The 18039-nt window shown below is 60.7% G+C and carries 14 protein-coding genes; 9 read left to right on the top strand and 5 right to left on the bottom strand.

All coding sequences use genetic code 11. The features are described from left to right. The first annotated feature begins 751 nt into the window (after nucleotides 1-751). The 5 genes from LJE63_11040 to asnB all read left to right on the top strand — a co-directional run bounded on the left by LJE63_11040 (nucleotide 752) and on the right by asnB (nucleotide 7653). The gene (locus tag LJE63_11040) at nucleotides 752-1987 is read left to right on the top strand and encodes a glycine betaine/L-proline ABC transporter ATP-binding protein (protein ID MCG6907141.1); all 1236 of its coding nucleotides are present in this window, start codon (nucleotides 752-754) and stop codon (nucleotides 1985-1987) included. Between the two features lie 9 nt (nucleotides 1988-1996). After that, the gene (locus tag LJE63_11035) at nucleotides 1997-2851 is read left to right on the top strand and encodes a proline/glycine betaine ABC transporter permease (GenBank protein ID MCG6907140.1); all 855 of its coding nucleotides are present in this window, start codon (nucleotides 1997-1999) and stop codon (nucleotides 2849-2851) included. A 51-nt stretch (nucleotides 2852-2902) separates the two neighbouring features. Beyond that, complete coding sequence (locus LJE63_11030; GenBank protein MCG6907139.1) at nucleotides 2903-3934, top strand: ABC transporter substrate-binding protein; 1032 nt, start codon at nucleotides 2903-2905, stop codon at nucleotides 3932-3934. Between the two features lie 487 nt (nucleotides 3935-4421). Next, complete coding sequence (locus tag LJE63_11025; GenBank protein ID MCG6907138.1) at nucleotides 4422-5915, top strand: mechanosensitive ion channel family protein; 1494 nt, start codon at nucleotides 4422-4424, stop codon at nucleotides 5913-5915. 151 nt (nucleotides 5916-6066) lie between these two features. Further along, nucleotides 6067-7653: an asparagine synthase B gene (gene asnB / locus LJE63_11020; protein ID MCG6907137.1), complete on the top strand. Its 1587-nt coding sequence runs from the start codon at nucleotides 6067-6069 to the stop codon at nucleotides 7651-7653. A 53-nt stretch (nucleotides 7654-7706) separates the two neighbouring features. Here the strand turns inward: asnB and LJE63_11015 are convergent, their stop codons facing one another. Beyond that, a complete protein-coding gene (locus tag LJE63_11015) occupies nucleotides 7707-8498 on the bottom strand; it encodes an SDR family oxidoreductase (protein ID MCG6907136.1) in 792 nt (263 codons plus the stop codon). Between the two features lie 352 nt (nucleotides 8499-8850). Here LJE63_11015 and LJE63_11010 point away from each other — a divergent pair, with 352 nt between their 5' ends. From LJE63_11010 to LJE63_10995, 4 genes are all read left to right on the top strand, one after another. After that, on the top strand, nucleotides 8851-10539 hold the full coding sequence (locus LJE63_11010) for a YcaO-like family protein (protein ID MCG6907135.1): 1689 nt from the start codon (nucleotides 8851-8853) through the stop codon (nucleotides 10537-10539). A 41-nt stretch (nucleotides 10540-10580) separates the two neighbouring features. Then, the gene (locus tag LJE63_11005; protein MCG6907134.1) at nucleotides 10581-11684 is read left to right on the top strand and encodes a transglycosylase SLT domain-containing protein; all 1104 of its coding nucleotides are present in this window, start codon (nucleotides 10581-10583) and stop codon (nucleotides 11682-11684) included. A 160-nt stretch (nucleotides 11685-11844) separates the two neighbouring features. Continuing rightward, nucleotides 11845-12486, top strand: a complete 642-nt coding sequence (locus LJE63_11000; GenBank protein MCG6907133.1) for a DUF4126 domain-containing protein — start codon at nucleotides 11845-11847, stop codon at nucleotides 12484-12486. Then, the gene (locus LJE63_10995; protein ID MCG6907132.1) at nucleotides 12483-13838 is read left to right on the top strand and encodes a YihY/virulence factor BrkB family protein; all 1356 of its coding nucleotides are present in this window, start codon (nucleotides 12483-12485) and stop codon (nucleotides 13836-13838) included. The genes LJE63_11000 and LJE63_10995 overlap by 4 nt, the downstream gene beginning before the upstream one ends. A gap of 35 nt (nucleotides 13839-13873) precedes the next feature. Here the strand turns inward: LJE63_10995 and sppA are convergent, their stop codons facing one another. The 4 genes from sppA to LJE63_10975 form a co-directional block, all read right to left on the bottom strand. Further along, nucleotides 13874-14860: a signal peptide peptidase SppA gene (gene sppA, locus LJE63_10990; protein ID MCG6907131.1), complete on the bottom strand. Its 987-nt coding sequence runs from the start codon at nucleotides 14858-14860 to the stop codon at nucleotides 13874-13876. Nucleotides 14861-14925: 65 nt separating this feature from the next. Beyond that, a complete protein-coding gene (locus LJE63_10985) occupies nucleotides 14926-15627 on the bottom strand; it encodes a TVP38/TMEM64 family protein (GenBank protein ID MCG6907130.1) in 702 nt (233 codons plus the stop codon). A gap of 60 nt (nucleotides 15628-15687) precedes the next feature. Beyond that, nucleotides 15688-17175: an FAD-dependent oxidoreductase gene (locus tag LJE63_10980; protein ID MCG6907129.1), complete on the bottom strand. Its 1488-nt coding sequence runs from the start codon at nucleotides 17173-17175 to the stop codon at nucleotides 15688-15690. A gap of 31 nt (nucleotides 17176-17206) precedes the next feature. Beyond that, nucleotides 17207-17977 (bottom strand): DUF547 domain-containing protein, encoded by a 771-nt coding sequence (locus LJE63_10975; protein MCG6907128.1) that lies wholly within the window; start codon nucleotides 17975-17977, stop codon nucleotides 17207-17209. Nucleotides 17978-18039 lie beyond the last annotated feature (62 nt).

The following is an 18039-nucleotide window of genomic DNA, read 5'->3' as shown; positions in this document are numbered from 1 at the left end:
ATCGTGGGCTACAACGACAAGCTCAAACATATCATCAAATTCTCTGAGATGATAAAGGCTTTCGGTTTTACGTAGCCGAACGTAATCGGGCAGCAACTGCATGGGGCAGTTGTGAGCCCACCGGCAACCACAGAAAGGATCCCCAACCATAAGCGAAAATAAAATTTTGGTGATTCGGCAATGAGTTTCAACTGGAGAGGTGCGCCCGAAAATCCGCTCCGGAACGCCTCACGTCTCTTTTCTTTTGGGTAGTCAAGCTGAAGGCGCTCGACTGACCTCTCTATTCTATACTCGCTTATTTTGGGTCTAAAAAGCTCAAGTTGCCTCCCGAGGCCAGGTTTTACAATCCAACCTGGTTTCAGATTCGGTTTTATTTTCGCTGCTTTCGGTGACAAAGATGCCGGCTTACCGTTTCGTTCAAAAGGCAACTTGAGCTTTGTGGATAACCGCATTGAGCAATGAAATGCATTCAAAGTAAATTTGTAGGTGGTGTCCTGAGCCTTGTGGTGAAAGGCAAATTTTTTGCGACAAACTGAGCAATTTGATTTGGTGTAAAATTTTTGTTAACATAAATTTGGTCCTGAAATTGTTTAGGAGCCAGTATTGTCTTACGGGACAGTCTGGTTTTTGATTTTTTACCGCGAGCCTTACCGAATAGTGTTATGCAGGATAAGAGGAAGACAATAATGATTTCAATGAGTAATCCGGCTTTTCCTGTCATGCCTGGGGGCGGAATTTGAGGATGCGCACCATGGACAAAATCGTCATAAAAGATCTGTACAAGATTTTCGGCCCCAGGCCGGAAGAAGCCCTGCAGATGGTCAAGGAAGGGCGCAGCAAGGAAGAGATCATGGAAAAGACCCGTCACGGGGTCGGGGTGGTCAACGTCAACTTCACCGTTAACGCCGGGGAGATTCTCGTGGTCATGGGCTTGTCCGGGAGCGGCAAGTCAACGCTGGTGCGTTGCATCAACCGTCTAATCGAACCGACGGCAGGGAAGGTCTATGTCAATGGCGAGGATGTCACAGCTTTAAACAGCGCAGGCTTGCGGAAGTTCCGCCAGAAGCATTTCGGTATGGTGTTCCAGAATTTCGCTCTTTTTCCGCACCGCACCGTAGTCGCCAACGTAGAGTATGGACTCGAAGTGCAAGGGGTGGCAGCGAATGTGCGGCGCGATGCCGCGATGCTGGCAATCGAACAGGTGGGTCTCAAAGGCTGGGAGGATTCCATGCCCGACCAGCTTTCCGGCGGCATGCAGCAGCGGGTCGGGCTTGCCCGGGCGCTGGCCCTCGATGCCGACATCATGCTGATGGACGAGGCCTTCAGTGCCCTTGACCCCCTGATTCGCCGGGACATGCAGGACGAGTTGCTAGATCTTCAGGATAAGGTGAATAAGACCATCGTTTTCATCAGCCATGACCTCGATGAGGCAATTAAGCTCGGCGACCGGATCGTGCTGATGAAGGACGGCGCGATAGTTCAGCAGGGAACGGCCGAAGAGATTCTCACCAACCCTGCCAACGACTACGTCGCCAGATTCGTCGAAGACGTCGACATGTCCAAAATCCTCACTGCCGAAAGCGTTATGAAGAAATTCGAGACCATGGCGTATCTGAAGACAGACGGCCCGAAAGCGTCCCTGCGCAAGATGCAGGCTGCCGGCATCTCTTCGATTTTCGTTCGGCAGGACGGGCGGGTGGTCGGCATCGTCTCCGCCAAAGGTTGCAGGCAAGCCGCCGACCGTGGCGAGAAAACGCTGCACGACGTCCTCGATACAAACATATGCAAAGTGGCCAAAAACACCCCCGCAAACGACCTCTTTGCCCTGCTGGCCAACAACCCATATCCCCTGGCCGTGGTCAATGAGAAAGATCATCTGGTCGGAGTGATCGTTGCCGGTTCACTGCTCGCAAAACTCGCCGAGGCGGGCCAGGTCGAAAACAGTGGCGGGAACGAAACCCTACCGGTGGCTCAACAACAAACGTAAAGGTGAGCGATGGCGATGGAATTTCCCGAAAGGATAGACATTCCCCTCGATGTCTGGATCGATAAAGCGATGGATTGGGTGCTCAGCACCTTCGGCACCTATTTCGACATGGTGGGCAGCTTCATTCTCTATTTCATGGTCCTTATCGAGCGTTTTTTCCTCTGGCTGCCCTGGCCAATCCTGGTGGCCGGCGTCGGCCTGTTGGCCTGGCAGGTGATGGGTCGCTGGTGGTCTGGGCTGATCATGGCCGCGATGATGTTTTTCATCGGCGCACTGGGCCTCTGGAAACTTGGCATGATGACCTTGTCCCTGGTAGTGGCGTCGGTGATTATCTCGCTCTTTATCGGCATCCCAATGGGCATCACCATGGCGTCCAGTGACCGGTTTGAGGCGGTTATGAAGCCCTTGCTTGACGGTATGCAGACCATGCCGAGCTTCGTCTACCTCATCCCCGCCCTGATGCTTTTCGGTCTCGGCAAGGTGCCGGCGCTGTTCGCGACCATCATTTACGCCGTGCCGCCGGTGATCCGACTCACCAATGTCGGCATCCGAGAAGTCTCGGAGAGCGTGATCGAGGCGGCCCAGGCTTTTGGCTCGAGCTACTGGCAGATCCTGTTCAAGGTGCAGTTGCCCCTGGCCAGACCCACCATCATGGTGGGTATCAACCAGACCACGATGATGGCGCTGGCCATGGTCGTCATCGCCTCCATGATCGGCGCCAAAGGCCTCGGCCTCGAGGTGCTCCTGGCTATTAACCGGATCGAGGTGGGAAGAGGATTCGAAGCCGGTTTATGTATTGTCTTCATGGCAATTATCATCGATCGCATCACCTTTGCCATGGCGAACAAGAAAAAAAGCGGGTAGTTCGGGCAACACCTTTTTTTATCAACATCATATCACCATGAAGGAGGAGCTATGAAGAAAGTGAAACAAGTTGTTGTGATTGCTGTATTCGTTGCCCTGTGCATCGGCGCAGGCGGCGGCTTCGCCGCTGCGATGGAAAAGAAAACCATCATCTTCGCGGATTTTGGTTGGGACAGCGCACAGGTTCACAATCGCATCGCCGGCTTCATCATCGAAAAGGGATTAGGCCATCCGGTCAAATATGTCCAGGGTGAGACAATTCTCCTCAACACCGCCCTGATCCAGGCCAAAGGCAGCGAGGCGCCGAATGTCAACATGGAAACCTGGACCGAAAACTGGCAAGAGCTTTATGACGAGGGGCTGGCCAAGGGTCAGGACCCGAATTCCAATGAAGGTTTCGTCCTCCTCGGGGCAAACTTCCCTAACAGCGTTCAGGGGTGGTACGTGCCCCGCTACGTGGTGGAAGGCGATGAGGAGCGCGGCATCAAGCCTATGGCTCCGGACCTGAAGTCCGTAGCCGACCTGCCCAAATACTGGGAGCTGTTCAAGGATCCGGAAGACCCCTCCAAGGGCCTGTTCCACAGCTGCATCCCCGGCTGGGCTTGTGCCGAGATCAACGAAAAGAAATTCGAAACATACGGCATCAAAGAAAACTACAATATCATGCAGCCCGGCTCGGGCCCCGCTCTTGCCGCATCCATGGAGACTGCCTACAAGCGCGGCAAGCCTTGGTTAGGCTATTACTGGGCGCCGACCTGGGTGCTGGGCAAGCTCGACATGTACCAGCTCGAGGAGCCGCCGTTTGACCAGGAGGTCTGGGACACCACCCAGGGGTGTGCCTACCCGCCGGTGAAGTGTGAAATCATCGTCCACAAGAATCTGCCCAAAGAGGCGCCCGAGGTGGTGGCACTCCTCAAAAACTACAAGACGACGCTCGATATCAACAACAAGTTTCTCGCTTACATGCAGGACAACAAAGCCGATACCACAGAAGCGGCCATGTGGTTCTTGAAGAATTACGAGGACCTGTGGACCGGTTGGGTGGACGATGACGTCGCCACCAAAGTGAAAGCGGCGATGTAGGGGCGCGAAAACAAATACTACCACCAAATGGCGCATGATTTTGGTTCGTCACCCCCTATGCACATCCGGCGGCGCATATTGCAATATGCGCCGCCGGATGCAACACCGGTAACAGACCAAAAGACAAGCAAGATGCGGCATTATCTTTGGGCCTATATCGCGAAGGGAAATCGTGCCGTGCAGCATGGGCCCTTCAAGATTGCCAAAGGAAAGCTTTCAAAGGATATTTTTGACCTTTGAAAGCTTTTTTTTGAGCGGCAATTTTGTAAAGGTGCTATCGGCAGTGGCTTATGAATAGACATCATCAGAAGGGGAGGGAAAAGATGAAAAGAATTTTATTTTTTCCGGCCGGCCTTGTCATGAACAGTATAGCGAATGGAGCCCTTGCCACAACCTACGATACCACCGCCTGGGGCGTGCCCGTCGACCCCCGGAAGCCGTCTCAAAAACCCACTCTTGACCGAAGGAGTTTCGAATGAGTTTCTTGATGCGACAGCGTGCCCGAGTCACGTTGGCGGTGTTCTTTTGGGCGCTGCTGGTGAGTTTGGTAACCGCCCCTTTCGGTGCTGAAGAGAAGCCGCAAGCGGCACCCCAGCCCGTCACCACGGCGGATCCCGAAATCCCCGTTGAGGAACTCGCCCTGCTCCTGAAGCCCCTCACCAAGGAGGAGCTGCTGGTCGAAGCGGACGCCTGGCAGGCGTTGCTCCAGGAGAAGGCCGAGGAGATCGCCAGGGCCGAGATTGCGGTTCAGCGCCAGAACCGGGAGATCGCGGCGGGGGTCGATAAGCAGCCGGTCGTGAAGACCGCGGCGCAGACCATGGAACGGAGCGAGGAGCGCAAGAAGGAGGAGAAGGTCGCGCTGCTGGAGCAGGTGAACACACTGCGCGAGGAGCGCACTGTCATCATCGATCGGCTCAACGCCGTCCTCGACGAGCTGCAGACCAAGACCGACGAAGAAGATACCGACACCCTGGCCAAGATCAGGGACTACCGCCTCTACATCAGCTCGGTGCAGGGCATCCGCGTCGACGTCAAGGACGCCACCTCCACCTGGATCGCCGTCAAAGGCTGGCTTAACTCCGATGAGGGCGGCCTGCGCTGGACCAAGAACATCGCCCTGTTCCTCGGCATCTTGATCGCGGCCTGGATCCTCTCCAAAATCCTCAGCGGGATGGTGCACCGCGGCCTGAAGATGACAGGGGGCGTCTCTCAGTTGCTCGACGACTTCCTGGTTCGGAGCGTTCGATGGGTGGTGATGATCGTCGGCACCATCATGGCTTTGGCCGCCCTGGAGGTAAGCGTCGGCCCACTGCTGGCGGTCGTCGGTGCCGCCGGCTTCGTCATCGCCTTTGCCCTGCAGGATTCCTTGAGCAACTTCGCCAGCGGCTTGATGATCCTCTTCTTCCGACCCTTCGATGTGGGTGACGTGGTGGACGCAGGCGGCGTCTCGGGCAAGGTGACCGCCATGAACCTCGTGTCCACCAGCATCAAGACCTTCGACAACAAGGACATGGTGGTGCCCAACAACAAGATCTGGCAAGACGTCATTACCAACGCCACGGGTGTCGATACCCGGCGTGTGGACATGGAGTTCGGCATCGGCTATGACGACGACATCGACAAGGCCCAGGCCATCCTGGAGGAGATCGTGGCCGCCCACCCGAAGGCCCTGAAGGACCCGGAGCCTACCATCCGCATGAACACCCTCGCCGACTCCTCGGTGAACTTCATCTGCCGCCCCTGGGCTAAGACCGCGGACTACTGGGACGTCTACTGGGACGTGACCAAGGCGGTGAAGCAGCGCTTCGACGCCGAGGGGATCGGCATCCCATTCCCCCAGCGCGACGTCCATCTCTACATCGCGGAAGGATCCAGCAAGCAACGTCTGGCGGGCCTGAGCAAGGGCCAGGTTGCCAGCGAAGGGCCGAACCCCCAGCCCTACGAGTTGAACGATAACGGGGACAACAGCCCCGATAAGTGAACCCGCTCCAGCCCAGCCCGCTAAGGCGCAATTCACAAAATGTAAGTGTTAACATTACATATATTTTTAACCTATAGTTAAGCTGTTTGATTGGGTTGGCTGACACCGATCTTTGTGTCAAAAAAAACCCAGCAAGAGGAGAACCAGGTTTATGTGCGGAATCGCCGGATGCTTCGGAACCAAAGACGTGGACACCATCAACCGGATGCTCGACGCCCTCCCCCATCGGGGGCCGGACGATCGGGGCATCCACATCCACGGCAGGACGGTCTTCGGTCATACCCGTCTTTCCATTGTCGATGTGGCCAAGGGACACCAGCCGATTCTGGCCGAGGGAGGGAAAACCGGCATCATCTGCAACGGGGAAATCTACAATTTTCAGAAAATCCGGGAGCGGCTGTCGAACCGCTATTGTTTTTCGACCCACTCGGATTCGGAGGTCATCCTTCACCTCTACCGGGAAAAAGGGCCCGAATGCGTGGCCGACCTGGACGGGATGTTCGCTTTTGCCATCTTCGATGACGACGACTTCATGCTGGCCCGGGACCCCATCGGGATCAAGCCCCTCTATTGGGGGACCATCGACGGCCACCTCTATTTCAGCTCGGAATTGGGCGCCATGTCCTTGGCAGGCGTGGAAGAGGTTCAGGAATTTCCCAGCGGCCACTTTTATACCCCGAAAAACGGTTTTGTCCGGTATTATGAGGTGCCCCGGGCGCCCGAAACAATGATCACCGAAGCGGACGAAGCGGCCGAGCGCATCCGTCATGCCCTGGTTGAAGCCGTAACCAAGCGGCTTCTTGCAGACCGGCAGATTCATGTGGGGGCGTTTTGCAGCGGTGGTTTGGACAGCAGCCTGATCGCAGCTATTGCCGCCGAAAGAATTCCACACCTGCACACCTTTGCCGTGGGAATGAAAGATGCCGCCGGCGTCGAAAGCGACGACCTGAAGGCTTCCCGAATCGCAGCAGCCCATATCGGTTCGACCCACCATGAACTGGTATTCACCGAAGACGACTACTACGAGGCCCTGCCGAAGGTGATCGAAAAGCTGGAAACCTACGATCCATCCCTTGTACGCTGCGCCGTGCCCTGCTATTTCACCTGCAAGTTGGCCGCAAAATACGTAACCGTGGTTCTGACCGGCGAGGGCGCCGATGAAATCTTCGCCGGATACCACTATATGAAACATTTCTCTGAAGACCAACTCAACGAGGAGGGGCGACGCCTGCTGGCCGGCGTGCACAACATCAATCTGCAGCGGGCCGACCGGATGGGCATGCTGTTCAGCTTAGAGTTGCGGGTGCCGTTTTTCGACACCGCCATGATCGATCTGGGAGTGACTGTTTCCCCGGCATTGAAGATTCGGGAGCACAAGGGGGACCGGATGGAAAAATGGATTCTCAGAAAGGCCTTTTCCGGTACAGGCCTACTGCCCGACGAGATCCTGTGGCGCTACAAGGTGCAGTACACCCAGGGGGCCGGCTGTGAAGACCTTGGCGAGCGGCTGGCCGAAGCCGAAATCTCAGACGACGAGTTCGAACGCATCCGTGTCCAGCACCCGCAAGCCGTGATCAACAGCAAGGAAGCCGCCTATTACTTTCAGATCTTCCGCCGATTTCATCCCCAGGATTCGGTGCTCAAGTCGATCGGCATCTGGACGGGCTTCGACTTTGACGAGGAAAGAGCTTCGGTCCGGGGCACCCTGGACGGCAGATGGAGGCCGACGGCCGCGTAACGGAGAACAAGTGGCCGCCACGAGGAAAGAAAATTCAATTTTTTGTCCGCGGCTTACAACAGCCCGCTGTAGTGCCCCCCGTCCACCAGGAGGCTGTGGCCGGTGATAAATTTGGCCTGCCGGCTGGCAAGAAAAGCCGCCGCCGCACCGAAATCGGCAGGGTCGCCCATGGTTTTGGCCGGAATCGCGGCCACCATTTCGGCCGCCACCGCAGACTCGCTCTTGCCTTCGCGGGCGGCGCGGTCTTGGACCAGTTGATCGATACGCGATGTTTTATGGGTACCCGGCAGCAGGGCGTTGACCGTTATCCCGAATGGGGCCAGTTCCGTCGCGACGGTTTTCAGAAAACCCGTCAGGCCGGCGCGCGCCATATTGGAGAGCAGCAAACTGGCGATGGGCTGCTTGACCGATATGGAGGTGATCGCGATGATCCGCCCCCAGCCCCTGGCCTGCATCGCCGGGACCGCGCCGTGAATGAGATGCACCGCGCTCATCAGATTGAGGTCGAGCGCCTTCTGGTAGTCCGCGATCGGGGTGGAGGCGAAGTTGCCCGGCGGCGGTCCGCCGGCATTGGTCACCAGAATTTCCGGATCCCCCAGGGACTGGCGCACCCCCTCCAACAGTTTCCCGATCTCCTCCACCCGGCTCACATCAGCCGCGAACCCCAGGACCTCGGCGCCGGTTTGGGCGGCGATTTCCTCGGCGGTGCGCTTCGCCTGTTCCCCATCACGGGAACAGATTGCCACCCGGCAGCCCTCCGCGGCCAATCCTTCGGCGCAGCCCCGACCCAACCCGCGGCTGGCAGCGGTCACCAGCGCGATTTTACCCTTGATAGCCAGATCCATCTTCCCACCTCCTTGACCTTTTGTTTGAACGGATAGCCCCCGCCCGGGCGCACCGCCCCCGGGGGGGGTACCCACCGGGAGGTTCCCGCAAGGGGCTGTTTTTTTTGCTTCGGTCGGAAATATTTCAATTTTAATCAGATGAGCCCCGTTTTGGCAAGCGGTACCGAAATGACCCAAGCGCCGAGGTTGGATACCAAACCCGGGAAAGCCAACACGCGCGTGGCAGCCCGTCTATGGGGCAGAGCGCGCTTGCATTCAGCGCGGCTATGCACCATAATGCGGTCCAAACGCGTTTCCGGGCGCCCGCCTGGGTCGGACGCCTTGGCCGCGAATTTGCCGGAAATCCGCCGAGATGCCCAAAACAGACTACGAGCTGCGCCTGCAGTCCACGGCTGCCGGGACCGGCTACTTCGCCTGTCTTCCGGTGGCGCCGACCTCCTGGGAAGACGCCATGGCCTACCTGCGCCAAAAGCCGCTGGACAGCTTCATGCACAAATATGCGCTGGAGCAGGTGTCGGCTTTCGACCCGCCCAAGATTCAAGCCCTGCTGGCGCAGGCCGACGGCTGCGACCCGGTCCTGGAAGCCCTGCTGCACGAGGCGATCCTACTGAGCCCCGATCTGGCCGACTGCCGCAGCGCCCTGGACCCCGGGCGCACCAGCGTCCTCGCGGCCCACACGCCGCAGATTATTCTCTCCTTTCAGCTTCGCCCGGACCGCGACCGTCATCAGCGGTGGATCCGCATTTTCGCGGACAACATCCTCAACCACCGCCCCCTTCCCGACCCGGCGCAAATTGCCCTGGAGCCGTGCTATGACGACGCGCTGCTGCCCCCGGCCCAGGGGGTTCACGTCAAGACCCTGGGGGGGGCCGCGCCGCGGGATCACGCTGCGCCGCCGCCTGCGCCGGAGGACACCGCCGCAGCCGCACTGACGCGCCTGGAGGATCTTGGGCTTCTGGCGGATATAGAAATGCGCCATGTGGCATCGCTTAGCCCCATCGCCCTTTTGCGAAAATGGCAGCTCACAACACGGGTCCGAAACGGCCAACTGGATTTTTCTTTTTCAGGCATCCAGACCAGTTATGGACGGGGTCTGAGCCTGGAGGCGGCCAGGGCCTCCTACGCCATGGAGATCGTGGAGCGCTGCTCGGCCTTTGCCAGCTTTGAAGATGGCAGGGTTCGCAGCTACACGACAGCCCATGCGCTGGTCCGGGCACGCTGGAGCGATCTGCGCGCCGACGGTGCGGATGCCTTGGACCCCAACCGGTTGGGTTTGGAGACGTCCTACCGCAACACCCCGCTTCACTGGCTGCGTGGGCTGACCAGCAGCGGACGGCCGCTGTGGGTGCCGGCCCAGAGCGTTTTTCTTTTCTGCAACCTGGATGAAACCCAGCTTTTCAGCGGCCTGGGCTCAACCGGCCTGGCGTCGGGCAACACCCCCGCTGAAGCCGGGGTGAGCGCCCTGCTGGAGGTCATCGAGCGTGACTGTGAAGCCACCGTGCCCTTCAGCCCGGACCGCTGCTTCCGGCTGGAAACCGCCGATGCCCGTCTCGCCGCTCTGCTGGCCGATTACCGCGACCGCGGCATCCATCCGGTTTTCCAGGACCTGACCTCGGAATTGGGGGTCCCGTGCTTCAAATGCTTCGTGGTCACCCGTGAGGGGCACATCATCAAGGGGACCGGCGCCCACCTGGACGGCAAGCGGGCGGTGATTTCGGCCCTGACCGAAACCCCCTACCCCTATCCCTACGGACCGCCGTCCCGGCCGCCGGCTGCTGTCTACCCGGTGCGCCGGTTGGAAGCGCTGCCGGACTATGCCACCGGCCATGCGGAGGGCGATCTGGCCCTGCTGGAAGCTCTGCTGGCAGCCAACGGGTTTGAACCGGTCTATATCGACTTGACCCGCCGGGACATCGGGTTTCCGGTGGTCAAGGCCCTGGTGCCGGGCCTTGAGTTAATGGCCGATTTTGACGGCTTCTCACGGGTCAGCCCACGACTATATCGCAACTATCTGCGCGCCTGGGGCCCAACCCCGTTGTGAGCCGACGGGCTGCGCCGCCAGCCGGATGAAGCGAGGCCTGCATGCCCATGATCTTTTTTTGGCTCTTTCTGGGGGCGGCATTTGCCACCAGCCCCGCCCTGGGGAACCCGCCGTCTCCCGCGGCCGACACCTCCCTGCTTTCGGCCATTACCGGGCATCAGACCCCGAGCCTCTGCGACGAGGCGGTCCCCCTGGAGCGTCAGGAGATCCGCGAGCGCTTTGAAAAGGAGTTTCTGCTCACCCTGGACGACCGCCCCCAGGTGATCCTCTGGCTCAAGCGCTCCCGGCGCTACCTGCCCCACATCAGCCAGAGTCTCAAAGACCGCCAAATGCCCGATGACCTCAAATACCTGGCCATAGCGGAAAGCGCCCTGCGCCCCCACGCCGGCTCTCCCAAGGGGGCCATGGGCTACTGGCAATTCATGCCGGAGACCGCGCGCCGCTACGGGCTGGTGGTGGACGACCACCTGGATCAGCGCCGCAACTTCCAGGCCGCCACCGACGCGGCCCTGCGCTACCTGATAGCGCTGCATGAAACCTTCGGGTCCTGGGCCCTGGCCATGGCCGCCTTCAATATGGGCGAGGAGGGACTGTGGGCAGAGATCCTCGAACAGGAAACCCGCGATTATTACCGGCTTTACCTTCCTCTGGAAACCCAGCGCTATATTTTCCGGATTATCGCCATCAAGCTGATTTTCTCCGAACCGGAGCGCTACGGTTTTCATCTGAGCGAAGCCGACTTCTACCCCGAAACCCCCACCGACGCCATCACCCTGGACTGTTTTCAGGAGGTGCCGATTCGACTGATCGCCAAGGCCGCGGGAACCGTTTTCAAGCAGATCAAAGACCTCAACCCGGAGATCCGCGGCCACTTCCTCGAAGCTGGTCGCCACAGGCTGCTTCTGCCCGCCGGCATGGCCGAGGGTTTCCACCCCCGCTTCGAGGAGCTGGTCAAAGGCTATCTCGCCAGCCTCCGGGGCCGATCCTACACCGTTCAACCGGGGGACAACCTGAGCGCCATCGCCCAAAAGTTCGCCGTCCCGTTGAAGGCCCTGCTGATCTGGAACCGAATCGAAATGGCGCAACCGATCCAGCCGGGACAAAGCCTGGTAATCATGCCTGAAACTGCCGTCGACCGGGAATGATACCCGCTGCGGGCGTCGTCGACGGAGGGCCACAAACTTAAACCAAATTTTTATTTAAAATATGGCAACAAATTAAATTTATAGTATATAAAGAAACATTACGGACGGCAGGGCCACGGCATCCCCGAGAGCCAACGTGGCCGGAAAGGAAGTTGCCTCAATGAACGAACTCAACAGCGTCGCCAATATCATCGCCCTCACCATGGGCGTTGGCTGGGCCAGCGGGATCAATCTATACGCCGCTATTTTCATGCTGGGGCTGATGGGGGCCACGGGCTCCATCGTCCTTCCGCCGGACCTGCTGATATTGACCAACCCGCTGGTGCTCTTGGCCGCGGGCGCCATGTACCTTGTAGAATTCGTGACCGACAAGATTCCGGGCGTGGACACCACCTGGGATGCGCTCCACACCTTTGTCCGAATTCCGGCGGGGGCGCTGCTGGCCGCCGGTGCCGTGGGGGATGTCAACCCGGGCGTGGCCCTGGCGGCCGCCATCATAGGCGGCGGCCTGGCCGCGGGGGCCCATGCCACCAAGGCCGGTGCGCGGGCCTTGATCAACACCTCCCCGGAGCCCGTCAGCAATTGGAGCGCATCGGTGGCCGAAGACCTTCTGGTGGTGGCCGGCCTGTGGACGGCGCTGCACTACCCCTGGCTTTTCATCGGGCTGCTGGCGCTGTTTGTTTTGCTGATGATCTGGCTGCTGCCCAAACTGTGGAGGGGCATTAAGCGGGTTTTCGCGGCCATCGGCCAATGGCTGGGGCCCAAGCCGAAGCTGGAGGGCGGAAAGCGGGTTGAGCCGTGATCAGGAAAGCGGCCCAGAAAATTCGCGACCTTTATTCGCAGTTGATCGGTTACCTGGGCAGGGGCGCCGGGGGGGTGGCTCTGCAGCCCGGATCGCCACGCAAGACCCGGCTGCCGAGACCCGTCCGGGTGCTGCTGGAGGCCACCAGGGGCTTTCAGGCCAACAACTGCACGCTGCACGCTTCCGCCCTGACCTTTTACTCGATCCTCTCCATCGTGCCGGTCCTGGCCATGGCCTTTGGGATCGCCAAGGGCTTCGGCTTCGAAAGACTGCTGGAAAGACGGCTCATGGAGGAGCTCTATGGCCAACAGGAAGTGCTGAGCTGGTTGATCACCTTCGCCAACCGCATGCTGGAAAACACCCGCGGCGGCCTGGTGGCCGGCTTCGGCGTGGCGGCCCTCTTCTGGTCGGTGGTCAAGGTGCTGGGCCATATCGAAGCCTCCTTCAACGCCATTTGGCGCGTCCGGGAGACCCGCGGCTACTGGCGTAAATTCAGCGACTACCAGGCCATTATGCTGATCTCGCCGCTGCTGATGATCATGTCCAGCAGCGCCACAGTCTTTATTAACACCCAGGTGACGAACATCACCGAGCGCGTGGCCCTGCTGGGCTATTTCAGCGGGGTGATTTTTTTAGGCCTCAAAATTCTGCCATTCTTCCTGATCTGGATCCTGTTTTCGTTTCTCTACATCCTGATTCCCAACACCCGGGTCAAGTTTGGCGCCGGTATTCTGGGCGGGGTGATCGCGGGCACTCTCTTTCAACTGTCCCAGGTGGCCTACATCGAATTTCAGGTGGGGGTGGCGCGTCACAACGCGATTTACGGCAGCTTCACGGCGCTGCCGCTTTTTCTGATCTGGCTGCAGATCAGCTGGCTGATCGTGCTGCTCGGGGCGCAGATCGCCTTTGCCCAGCAAAATCTGGAGAACTGCGAGGCGGAGCGCCAATGGAACCACCTCAGCCCCTACCGCCTGCGTCTGCTGACCCTCGAGGCCGCCCGCCTGATGGTCAGGAGGTTTGCCGCAGGCGATCCCCCCCTGACCCGCACGGAGCTCGTCCGACAGCTATCACTGCCGCCTGACCTGGTCGGTCGGATTCTGCGGAACCTGCTGGAGAGCGGGACCTTCAGCGAAACCCGTGGCCCCAAAAGCAAGGAGCCGGCTTTTCAGCCGGCCCGGGACATTCACCTTTTGACCATCGCCTATCTCGTAGAGGCTCTCGACAAACGCGGCGGCCCTCTGCCGGCCGAGGGTGCGGCGGCAGACGAAAAAGACGGCGTCGCGAAATCCCTGGCGGCGTTTCAAAAGGAACTCGAGGCCAGCCCGGCCAACATCCTGCTGAAGGATCTCTAGCGCGCCGCCGGCGCAATCGCATTCGAAACCGAACGTCACAGGCCAGCCGGGGCCCAGAGGTAGTAAAACCCCGCCGACGGGGAGGTCACGGCGCGCGGAAGACCGAGATTCACCAGCGCCTCCGATCGGCCGCCGGCATGCGCACTGGCCGGGTTGTAGAGGTTGTCGTCGGCAAACTCGGTCCGGCGATAGACCACCACCCGAGCGTCCTGGGGCAGTCCGGCCAGCTTGCGGGCCCCGGATAAGGCCGCGTCGAGATATCCGATCTGGTCCACCAAATTGTACGCCAGCGCCTGGGCTGCCAGATAGACCCGCGCTGTGGCGATGTCGGCCAGGTGCGCGGCCGCCAACGGACGGTGGTGGATCACCAGGTCCATAAAGCGCTGGCCCAGTTCCTCGGTCAGGGTTTGCAGCATCTGGCGCTCGGCCGGGGTGGATTCGCGAAAGGGCGAAGCCATGTCCTTGTTAAGCCCCGATTTGTTGACCTCGATCCCAAGGCCCAGCTTGTCCATCAGACCGCCGACCTTGGGGTGCATGAAGACCACCCCGATGCTGCCGGTAACGGTGGTGGGGTGGGCCACGATATGGTCGGCCGGCAAGGCCACGTAGTACCCCCCGGAGGTCGCCAGATCCATCAGCGCCGCCACCACCGGCACCCTGGCCTTTTCCTTGTACGCGACAATCTCGTGGTAGAGGATATCGCTGGCGGTCACCGATCCACCCGGGGATTCTATCTTGAGCACCAGGGCGCGGATGTTTGGGTCGTCGCCGGCCCGCCGCAGCTGGGCGACGGTATCCTGCAGCAGGCTGGGGCGAACGCCCCCCAAGATCCGTTCATCGGGTTCGCTCGAGATCACGCCCCGGATGGAAATCACCAGAATTTTCGCACGCCCCTGGCCCTGGATGGTGAATTCCCGGAGCGGCGCCGTCCCGTCCCGAAAGAGGTTCACCTGGGGGGCCACACAGCCGGTTAGCGCCAGCAGCGCCAGGCTGGCCAGCATCCCGTCGATAAGCTTCCGCATCCGATGCCTCCGCAAAAAAAATGCCCCACGCCCCCGTTATCCCCGCAGCGCAGGCCCCCGCGGGTCTAGCCGGCCGCGCCGCGCAGTTTTTTGATCAGCCTGGGGATAAAAAATGAAAAAACAAACAAACCGATGGAAAAAAAGACCTTGAAGGAGAGGAGCCCACCCCAGTTGCCGGAGGCCCAGATCTCCTTGAGGGTCCCGATGAAGAAGGTGAAGATGAAGGTCCCCACCAGAATCCCCAACCCCGTGCCCGCAAAATAGTCCCAAAAGCGCACCTGGGTCAGGCCCATGCCGAAGTTCATGGGGGTGAAGGGGAAGTATACCAGCCGCAGGTAAAGCACCGTGGCGAAGCCGTTGCGGGCGATGGCCTCGTCATAGCGGCGGAGCTTGTCGCCGATCAGCGAGGCGGCGAACTCGCGACCCAGGGTCCGCCCGATCAAAAAGGCCAGGCTGGCGCCGGCCATGGCTCCGATCCAGACGTAGACGAACCCCCAGTAGGCCCCGAAAATCGCGGCCCCCAAACCGGTCAGGAGGGTCCCCGGGACGAACAGGCAGACCCCGACGGTATAGACCAGGATGAACACCAGGGGCGCCCAGATGCCCGCCGCTTCAAGGAAGCCTCCCAGGGCCTCGGCGCTCAGGTATTCTCGCAGGGGCGTGTAGCGCACCGCCACCAGGGCGGCGACGATAAACAGCAGGAAGACGACCGCTTTGATGGCGGCCTTGCGCCTTTGCCCTGGGGGCGGTTGGGTGAGGGGGGCCATGGTGCTGTCTCCGGTCAAAATACGGGGTCCGAGGGCGGGGCGGCCATCGGGCCCGGCAGGTCAGGCCGGGTGGTCCCCGCAGGCGGGGTCCTCCAAGTCGCAGGCGCAGGCCCGACCTTTGAGATGAAAAAAGAGCTTCAGGCCCTTTTTGACGGTCGGCGAGAAAACCTTGGGCGAGAAGTAGCTGCCGGTCACCTTGCGGCTGATTTCACCGAGGGTCGGGTAGGGGTGAACCGCCGAGGCCAGGGTCGCGAGCTTGACCTTGCCGTTTAAGACCGCCACCCATTCGTTGATCAGCTCCCCGGCATGCGGGCCCAGGATCTGGACGCCGATGGGCTTGTCCCTGGCGTCCAGGATCATCTTGATTTTGCCGGCCCGCTCCCCCTCGGCCAGGCTGCGGTCATTGCCCTCGAAGGGCTCCTCCCAGCGTGTGTAGGTGATCCCCGCGGCCAAGGCGGCCTTTTCGTTCATGCCGATGCTGGCCAGTTCCGGATCGGTGTAAGTGCACCACGGCAGCCAGGTGTAATCCACCTTGCGCGGCAGGTGGAAGACCGCGTTGCTGACGACGATCCCGCCCTCGTAGCCTGCGGCGTGGGTGAACTGATAGCCGCCGGTGACATCACCGGCCGCGTAAATGTGCTTCTGACTGGTGCGCAGCCGACTGTCCACCCCCACCCCGCCGCGCTCGAGCGCCACACCGATCCCCTCGAGCCCCATCCCCGAGGTGTTGGGGACCCGCCCCACGGCCACCAGCAGCGTTTCCGCCTGCAGGGCGACCTCCTTCCCGTCGCGGGCCTGGATCACCACTTCCCGCTGGCTGCCCAGATCCCGGGTGCTGAGCACGGTGGCGTTCAGTTGAAAGGCCACTCCTTCGGCCTGCAGGGTCGCCATCACGCCATCGGCCATGTCCCGGTCCTCCTTGGGGAGGATCTGATCGGCCATGTCCACCACCGTCACCCGGGTGCCCAGGCGGCTGAAAGCCTGGGACATCTCGATTCCGATGGGACCCGCGCCCAGGACGATCATGCTGGCGGGCTGGTGCTCAAGAGCGAAAATCTCGCGGTTGGTGACGAACGGCGTGCGCTCCAAACCGGGGATCGGGGGACGCGCCGGGGAGGAACCGGTTGCGATCACCCAGTATTTGGCCGCATAGGTCTTGCCGTTCAAGCGGATGGCGTGGGCGTCGCTGAACTCGGCCTGCCCGAAGAGCACCCGCACCCCGAGACCGCAGAAGCGCTCCTCGGAGTCGTGTTGCTGAATGGTGGCGATGACTGCCTGAATGCGCTTTACCACCTGGCGAAAATCAACCGGCGGCGGGGCCGTTTGGGGCAGGCCGAATTCGGCCGCGCGCGCCATCAGGTGACGCACCCGGGCCGTTTGGATCAGGGTTTTGCTGGGCACGCAGCCAAAGTGCAGGCAGTCTCCGCCCAGGGCGTGCTCCTTTTCCACCAGGAGCGTCTTGGCGCCCAGCTGGGCCGCGCCGGAAGCGACGGTCAGCCCAGCCGCACCGCCGCCGATGATGCCGATATCGAAATCATAGCCTGTCATGCGGGCCTCTCTTTCCCATTGCCCCCGGCCCTCAGCGGCCGTTGAGGGACCAATCGTAGTCCAGGTAGCGAATCCGCGGCGGGCCCTGGAGGGCGTCAAGCCGCTGCTTGAGCTCACCTTCGGCGTAGCGGGCGACAAACGCGGCCGGGTCATTGTCGAAATCTTCGCCGAACCACTGAAAGATCTTACTGACGAACAGGGTGTCGCCCTCCAGCCGGTTGTAGCCGGGGTCGTTGATGAAGCCGTGCGCGGCGGCATCCAGCTGGGCCTCCAGGCGGTCCCCGTAAAAGGGTTCGGCCATCAGCGGCGGGCACCCCTTGGAGGCGCAATTGACGGCGACATGCACCCGTGGGTCGCGGAAGCGGGGGCGCAGGATGTCATGCTCGATTTCGTCCAGGGTCAGCACCTCGCCGCCTATGCGGGCCAGCGGCTTTTTCCAGGGCGAGCGCAGCAGGCTACCCGCCTCCTTGATGGAGCGGATCCCCGGGTAGCGGGTCAGAATCAGTTTGATGGTCCAGGCGTTGTAGGCATTGACGTAGAAGGCGAATTGCTCCTCAGGCCCCAGGCGCTGGGGGTCGACCGCCGCCAGCACGTCCAGGTACTGGTCAAGGAGGCGCTCTTCGGCCTTGAACCCGCCATAGTCGACGACCCCGTCCTGGACATGGCGGGCGAGCAGCCCGGCGTAAATCCCGTGGTCAACCGTGGCGGCGGCCCCCGCCGGCTGTGAGCATACAAAACCGCCCAGGAAAAAAGCAAGCCAAACCACCAACATTCCGGTCCGATGGGTCAGGGCTGCGTTCATGGGGTCTTCTCCTCTCGGGTGGCGGGCCGCCGCTGCGGACGGTTCCGGATGTCTGGGGAAAA

The sequence above is a fragment of the Desulfobacteraceae bacterium genome (assembly GCA_022340425.1).
Taxonomy (GTDB): Bacteria; Desulfobacterota; Desulfobacteria; order Desulfobacterales; family JAABRJ01; genus JAABRJ01.
The sequence above is the reverse complement of the archived record's forward strand: the minus strand, read 5'-3'. Positions and strand labels throughout refer to the sequence as shown.